The sequence below is a fragment of the Phormidesmis sp. 146-20 genome, from assembly GCF_052939475.1.
The window spans coordinates 61,277-67,925 of sequence record NZ_JBJPHT010000035.1 but is presented as its reverse complement, the minus strand read 5'-3'; the positions used below and the strand labels follow the sequence as shown (position 1 = coordinate 67,925).

Below are 6,649 nucleotides of genomic sequence, written 5' to 3'. Positions count from 1 at the left end.
TGCTGATTCAAAGTCCCCCAGAATGGGGGATTTAGGGGGCGAATCCCTCAGCAACAAAGCGAAAAAGTTCATCGAACTCCCAAGAAAACGCAGGTTTCTTTCGGCCTTCCTGGAGGTGCGCCTTCGTTGAAGACTGACGTTAAATAACTGACAACATTCAAGCTTTGAGGTGAAACAATGCACAAACCGCATCCATCCTTACAAACCGACCCATAAGAAAGACTAATGGTATTTTTACCTATTTACAGGCATCGATCACTAAACTTTACTGGCTTCAGACCTCAAATTGTCTTAAGATTGTCCTAACAATTCAGTTGTTCAAACCTAACTCGCTGACCACAACCACCCAGGAGGACTATCTATGGCGCTTGTACCTTTGCGGCTGCTGCTCGATCACGCGGCTGAACACGGCTACGGCATTCCCGCATTCAACGTCAACAACATGGAGCAGATCCAGTCGATCATGAAGGCTGCCCATGAAACCGATAGCCCCGTGATTTTGCAAGCTTCTCGCGGCGCACGTAACTACGCTGGCGAAAACTTTCTGCGTCACCTGATCTTGGCGGCGATCGAGACCTACCCTCACCTGCCGATCGTCATGCACCAGGATCACGGCAACGCCCCTTCGACCTGCTACTCTGCCATGAAAAACGGCTTTAGCAGCGTCATGATGGATGGCTCCCTCGAAGCCGATGCCAAAACCCCCGCAAGCTATGACTACAACGTCAGCACCACCCGCGAAGTCGTGCAAGTGGCTCACGCGATCGGCGCATCGGTCGAAGGTGAACTCGGCTGTCTCGGCTCACTCGAAACCGGAAAAGGCGAAGCAGAAGACGGTCATGGCTTTGAAGGCGAACTAGACCACTCGATGCTGTTGACCGACCCCGACGAAGCGGTTGACTTTGTAGAACAAACTCAGGTGGACGCGCTCGCAGTGGCGATCGGCACCAGCCACGGAGCTTACAAATTTACCCGCAAGCCGACTGGCGAAATTTTGGCCATCAGCCGCATCGAAGAAATTCACCGCCGTCTGCCCAACACTCACCTGGTGATGCACGGGTCTTCCTCGGTTCCCGAAGATTTGCTGGCGTTGATCAACCAGAACGGCGGATCGATTCCTGAAACTTACGGCGTTCCGGTCGAAGAAATTCAAAAGGGCATCAAGAGCGGCGTTCGTAAGATCAACATCGATACCGATTGTCGTTTGGCGATCACGGCTGCCGTGCGTGAAGCTTTGTTCTCCAAGCCTGCTGAATTTGACCCTCGCTTCTTCCTCAAGCCTTCGATCAAGTACATGCAGCAAGTTTGCGCCGATCGCTATCAGCAATTTGGCACCGCTGGCAACGCAAGCAAGATCAAGCAAGTCAGCATGGAAGATTATGCGGCAAAATATGCCAAAGGTGAACTGAGCGCTGTCACCAAAAAAACCGTTGGTGTATAAGGTTTAATCCTTTACTTTGTAAGAGGCTGGGTGGTCAAAGGGCCGCCCAGTTTTTTTAGGGATATACTTATACCAAATCAACCAACAAATGATACTCATAAAAATAGTTAATTAACCGATTTCTATCTCTCAGATTTGAAAAAACCTATCAGGGAAGCCGTTTCAAAGTCCCCCATTTTGGGGGACTTAGGGGGCGAGGATCTGTATCAGTAACTAGTGAATTTGGTATTAGCGGTTCCTTTAGAGACTTACCGAACATTTTTTCAGCTTGAGTTCACACAAATTGCAATACAACAATATCAGGTTCTATTAGTGGTCTATGATCCTGTGATTGAGGTGATTGTGCAATGGATAAAGTAGCCAAATACCGAGGATGTATTCAAGCTCTATTGACACGATATGCAAGTGATGATTTAGATGATCGAGATGTCGAGGTTCAATTGATCTTTGATGTCGATCGCAATCATTAGCAGTGGATGAATGTCGGTTGGCAACAGCTTAATCGAGTCTATCGCTGTGTGATGCACTTTGATATTAAAGATGGCAAAATTTGGCTTCAGCAGAATCTAACTGACCAAAATCCCGCAGAAGAATTGGTTGCAATGGGCGTACCTAGAGAAGATGTCATCTTAGGGATGCAGCCTCCTTACAAACGTCAATATACAGAGTACGGAGTTGCCTAGTTTGGCTTCCCTGATACTTTAAAGAATCCAGAAAGATAGCATCACTAAAGCGATGAAAGTACGATCGTTCCATCCCACCGACGCAAATCAAATCGCACAGTTGTTTCATGAAACGATTCGTGAGGTTAATGTTCGAGATTATTCAATCAGTCAGGTTGAAGCGTGGGCACCAGATGATTTGTATTTTAGAAATTGGGCAGAGGTTTGCTCAAGTCGATTTACTTTTGTCGCTGAGATAGAGAGGACGATCGCCGGATTTGCCGAGCTAGAATTCAACGGTCATATTGATTGCTTTTATTGTCACAAAGACTATCAGCGCTGTGGTGTGGGACGACAATTGTATGAAGCGATCGAGCAAAAAGCGGTTGAATTGAATCTCGATCGCTTACACACCGAAGCCAGCATCACCGCAAAACCATTCTTTGAACGTATGGGCTTCTCGGTAATCAAAGAGCAACAAGTCGCGTGTCGAGGAGAAACCTTCACCAACTACCAAATGGAAAAGAGTTTAGGAATTAGAATTTATTAAACTGCAATTCTCGCAATTGCTTTTCGCTTCGTTTCCATCGGCTTCAGCCCCCTAAATCCCCCAAGTTTGGGGGACTTCGAACCTCAAAACTGCCTTGAACTCCAGAATTTTTTCGATCTCAAAGTCCCCCAGAATGGGGGATTTAGGGGGCGAAGTCGCCAGGCAATGACCAATCTATTTAATCCACGCTCCTTAGTCATTCTCAAGGGCTAACATTTCAGGCTGAACTCGAACGATCGCACTTTTTACTCAATCGTTGCGGTTTAGAACTCAAACGATCGTGCTTTTGACTCGAAAATTCCAGGTTGGAACTCGGACGATCGCACTTTTTACTCAAAGATTGCAGGTCTGAACTCGGACGATCGTGCTTTTGACTCAATCGTTGCGGTTTAGAACTCAAACGATCGCACTTTTTACTCGACCATTGCAGTTTAGAATTCAAACGATCGTGCTTTTGACTCGACCTTTGCGGTTTTGAACTCAAACGATCGTGCTTTTGACTCGACCTTTGCGGTTTTAAACTTGAATCATGCTGTTTTTAGCTTGAAGGAAGATTGGATCTGGTCGATAGCCCGATTCCTGGAGTACGCTGAAGAGACTTTTCTCAGTGCTTTTGGATACCGCGATGACACCTGATCCGTTTTCTTCTGCAATCGCTCTGGAAATTGGCAAAATCGTCATCAAAACTGTCTGGGAAGGTGGCGGCAAACTTGCGGTCTGGATGGGCGGAGGCTTGAATGATGTCAAAAGAAATGCAATCTTTCAGGCTTCTAACCAATATGTTCAGAATTATTCTGCTCGTCACGGCATTCTCAAGGTGTTGGGGATGCGAGAACCTGTGACGCTGGAAAGTGTCTATGCAGCCGTGCGGTTTTTGGATGATCGTGCCCTCCGAGGTTTTGAATCGGTGGAGGCGCTAGAAGAAGCGTACCGACTTGCAGCGAGACGGAGCTTTCAAGGGAAAGATTGCCCCAAGCAAGACGGCTTAACGGTGGTCAATGAAAGGCAATATTTGATGGTGTTGGGTGGGCCGGGCGCAGGAAAATCAACCTTCTTGCGGCGGATGGGTCTAGAAGCGTTGAAGGGAAAGCGAGGCACTTACAAACATAGTTGCATTCCCGTGTTTATTGATCTAAAGGAGTTCAATACGGGCGAAATCAACATTGAGAAAACGATCGCCAAAGAGTTTCGCATTTGTGGATTTCCATCACCAGAAGAATCAACGCAGAAACTTTTGCAGCAGGGCAAGCTTTTGGTCTTGCTGGATGGCTTAGATGAAGTAGCGACGGGGCGAATGAATGAAGCAATTAGCAAAATTCAAAACTTTGTCGATTTGCACAAGCAAAACCGCTACATTGCGTCGTGTCGGGTGGCGGCCTATCGGCATAACTTTCGCCTGTTTACCGATGTGGCGATGGCTGATTTTGATAATGAGCAGATCAAACAATTTATTGACAACTGGTTTCGGCAAGATCCCGATATTGCAAAGGATTGCTGGCAGAAATTAAACAGCGATGAGCATAGTGCTGCCAAAGAATTGACTCAAACACCGTTGTTGTTGACGTTGGTTTGTTTGTTGTATCAACGATCGCGCAAGTTTCCCACTAATCGATCGACGCTTTACGAACGGGCATTGCGGGTGTTGCTCGAAGAATGGGCAGCCGAGAAGGGAATTCCGCAAGACGACCTCTATAAAGGGTTAGACACCAAGCGCAAAGAGATGATGCTGGCAGAAATTGCCCACGATGCCTTTCAGCAAAATCGACTGTTTTCAACTCGGCGCGAGATTGCCGACCAAATTGAGCAATTACTCAAAGAAATGTTACCCGATGAGAAGGGAATTGATGGATCGGCGGTGTTGCGAAGTATTGAAGTGCAGCATGGCGTATTGGTAGAACGGGCAGACGGCATTTACTCGTTTTCGCATTTGACCTTGCAAGAATATTTGACCGCACAGCACATCGATGACCAGCGACAGATTGAGAAATTGGTGACAGAACACCTGACTGAAAGCCGTTGGAAAGAAGTTTTTATCTTAGTTGCAGGGCTGATGCGCGGCGGAGCTGATGAACTGCTGTTGCTGATGGAGAAAGAAGCTCAGACTTACCTCAATACCACAAAATTAAAAGCGTTGATAACGTGGTCAGATCAGTCAACGGCAGGATCAGCAGAGAACTCTAAGCCTTCGGCTAAACGGGTGGCAGCGCTCTTTCTTGCCCTGAACCTCGCTCCCGATCACGCCTCTGACCGCGACCGCAGCCTCGCTTTCGCCCGCACTCTCGTTCGCACTCTCAACATTGTTCGTGCCCTCGACAACCGTGAACTTGATCTCGCCTTCGACCTCGAACCCGACCTTAACCTCGACCTTGCCCTCGACTTTGAAAAAACAAAAATTTTTAACTCTGTAAACTTTGTTGTGTTAGTTGCCCGACTAAAAACGCTGAAAACTCAGACTCCCAAGGACAATCAACCTGTCGAAGTCCGCCGCGCCTTTCATAATAAAGTTCTGCAAACCTGGTACAACGCCCTCAATCTAAATTCAGAATTAGTCGATTTACCTGAAGCAGAAAATGACGCTTTAGAGAATTATGTATATGCAAACTGGTTGATGGTGCAGTGCAGACAAGCTGCCGTGCGAGTGTCGCCCAAAACCTGGGCAGAGATTGAATCGCGCATGGTGACCGTGAGAGATTAGAGTTTGGGACGTGAAGTGTAGGAGAAAGATTGCTTTGTGAAGCTACCGAATCGCGAATCTGCTTTAATTGAGCCAGAAAAACTGGTCGAATATTTACTCAATATTGATCATCATCGAGGTGGGACAAAGGCAAAGTTGCTACTGCGGTTTGGCTATAGCCCAGTCAACTGGCAGCAGCTAGAAGCAGACATCCGCCGATATCATTTAGAGATGAATGTGAATTTGATTCGAGAAACTCCTTACGGAACCCGTTATGAAATCAGCGCTAATCTACAAACGCCAACCAACGAATCACTGACCGTTAAGACCGTTTGGCAAATTGACCAGGGGCAAGATTTCCCACGGTTAATTACACTGGTTCCAGATTAAAACTGAGAGGACATTATGGACTTTCCACTTTACACCGACGTTGTTCTTCTGCATGACATCCCAGACGAAAACCTTCGGGCTGGGGATATTGGTGCAGTCGTAGATCGCCACCAAATCCCAGGACTTGAAACAGGTTATAGCGTTGAGTTTTTCGATATGCTCGGCAACACGGTCGCGATCGTAACTCTCTCAGCAAAGATGCTTCGCAAACCCACCCAGACTGACCGACCGACTGTTCGCTCAGAAGCGATGTCAGCTTAATCACTCTTCATCGATCGCTTCATCTCGATCGTCATCGATCGTCCCACCCAAAATACTTTTGACCAACTCATCAACGGTAATACTGCGCTTTCGGGCGATGTATTCCAACATACTCTCAACTTCGGCCTTCTGTTCTGCAACACCGACGCTAATGAGAGCGGCCGCCTGACTCGCCCTACTGCGACTATATAGCCATGCCAAAATGGTCAGCCAGTCATCATCATGTTCACCCAATGGCGGCAATGTAATTCTCTTCGTCATATTTGACTACACGGCTCCTGACTGATGACCTAATGTGCGCTCATCTGTGTGCTTGTGATTTCGATTGACACAGATCTGCACGGTGATGTAATATTCAAACAAGCGAAAAGCCAGCGCGTCCCGTGGAAAGTTCAGCACTGGCTATAGCTCCAAACTCAATGGAGACAATATCATTATGCCCTATCGAGACTTCTTGAATCGATGGTTAGTCGTGCGTTTATTGCCCGACATGCGCCACATCGTCGTCGCCACTTGCCGAAACTCATCTGACGCAGAAGGCTACCTAAAAGTTTTGCGGCGACTGCTACCCGGAGAACAATTCATCATCGTATTCGACAGCGACCCAGACTCCCCAGATCCCAAACTGTAGAATCACCGCAGAATCACCGCAACACTAAACTGAACCGGAT

At 47.4% G+C, this 6,649-nt stretch carries 10 protein-coding genes and 1 pseudogene; 8 read left to right on the top strand and 3 right to left on the bottom strand.

Annotated features, from left to right (window positions below; translation table 11 throughout):
• Positions 1 to 361 precede the first annotated feature (361 nt).
• The 4 genes and pseudogenes from fba (at position 362) to ACKFKH_RS22855 (ending at position 2,653) form a co-directional block, all read left to right on the top strand.
• Positions 362 to 1,441 (top strand): class II fructose-bisphosphate aldolase, encoded by a 1,080-nt coding sequence (gene fba / locus ACKFKH_RS22870; protein ID WP_446860667.1) that lies wholly within the window; start codon positions 362 to 364, stop codon positions 1,439 to 1,441.
• A gap of 216 nt (positions 1,442 to 1,657) precedes the next feature.
• Positions 1,658 to 1,801 (top strand): element excision factor XisH family protein, encoded by a 144-nt coding sequence (locus ACKFKH_RS22865; protein WP_446860666.1) that lies wholly within the window; start codon positions 1,658 to 1,660, stop codon positions 1,799 to 1,801.
• Positions 1,789 to 2,124: pseudogene (locus tag ACKFKH_RS22860) on the top strand (XisI protein). Before ACKFKH_RS22865 ends, ACKFKH_RS22860 begins: the two are co-directional and overlap by 13 nt.
• Positions 2,125 to 2,176: 52 nt before the next feature.
• Positions 2,177 to 2,653, top strand: a complete 477-nt coding sequence (locus tag ACKFKH_RS22855; protein ID WP_446860665.1) for a GNAT family N-acetyltransferase — start codon at positions 2,177 to 2,179, stop codon at positions 2,651 to 2,653.
• A 217-nt stretch (positions 2,654 to 2,870) separates the two neighbouring features.
• Here the strand turns inward: ACKFKH_RS22855 and ACKFKH_RS22850 are convergent, their stop codons facing one another.
• Positions 2,871 to 3,095 carry a hypothetical protein gene (locus ACKFKH_RS22850; RefSeq protein WP_446860664.1) on the bottom strand — a complete coding sequence of 75 codons (225 nt, stop codon included), beginning with the start codon at positions 3,093 to 3,095 and terminating at the stop codon, positions 2,871 to 2,873.
• Positions 3,096 to 3,278: 183 nt separating this feature from the next.
• Here ACKFKH_RS22850 and ACKFKH_RS22845 point away from each other — a divergent pair, with 183 nt between their 5' ends.
• Genes ACKFKH_RS22845 through ACKFKH_RS22835 form a run of 3 tightly spaced genes read left to right on the top strand, consistent with a single transcriptional unit; the run spans position 3,279 to position 5,978 of the window.
• Entirely contained in the window at positions 3,279 to 5,348 is a 2,070-nt protein-coding gene (locus ACKFKH_RS22845; protein ID WP_446860663.1) for an NACHT domain-containing protein, read from the top strand.
• Between the two features lie 36 nt (positions 5,349 to 5,384).
• Complete coding sequence (locus tag ACKFKH_RS22840; RefSeq protein ID WP_446860662.1) at positions 5,385 to 5,717, top strand: DUF6883 domain-containing protein; 333 nt, start codon at positions 5,385 to 5,387, stop codon at positions 5,715 to 5,717.
• A gap of 15 nt (positions 5,718 to 5,732) precedes the next feature.
• The gene (locus tag ACKFKH_RS22835; RefSeq protein WP_446860661.1) at positions 5,733 to 5,978 is read left to right on the top strand and encodes a DUF4926 domain-containing protein; all 246 of its coding nucleotides are present in this window, start codon (positions 5,733 to 5,735) and stop codon (positions 5,976 to 5,978) included.
• On the opposite strand, the gene ACKFKH_RS22830 is transcribed toward ACKFKH_RS22835, so the two are convergent.
• The gene (locus ACKFKH_RS22830; protein WP_446860660.1) at positions 5,979 to 6,239 is read right to left on the bottom strand and encodes a hypothetical protein; all 261 of its coding nucleotides are present in this window, start codon (positions 6,237 to 6,239) and stop codon (positions 5,979 to 5,981) included.
• A gap of 6 nt (positions 6,240 to 6,245) precedes the next feature.
• Positions 6,246 to 6,377: a hypothetical protein gene (locus tag ACKFKH_RS22825; RefSeq protein WP_446860659.1), complete on the bottom strand. Its 132-nt coding sequence runs from the start codon at positions 6,375 to 6,377 to the stop codon at positions 6,246 to 6,248.
• Between the two features lie 37 nt (positions 6,378 to 6,414).
• Between ACKFKH_RS22825 and ACKFKH_RS22820 the strand changes: the two genes are divergently transcribed.
• On the top strand, positions 6,415 to 6,609 hold the full coding sequence (locus ACKFKH_RS22820) for a hypothetical protein (RefSeq protein WP_446860658.1): 195 nt from the start codon (positions 6,415 to 6,417) through the stop codon (positions 6,607 to 6,609).
• The last annotated feature ends 40 nt before the right edge of the window (positions 6,610 to 6,649 follow it).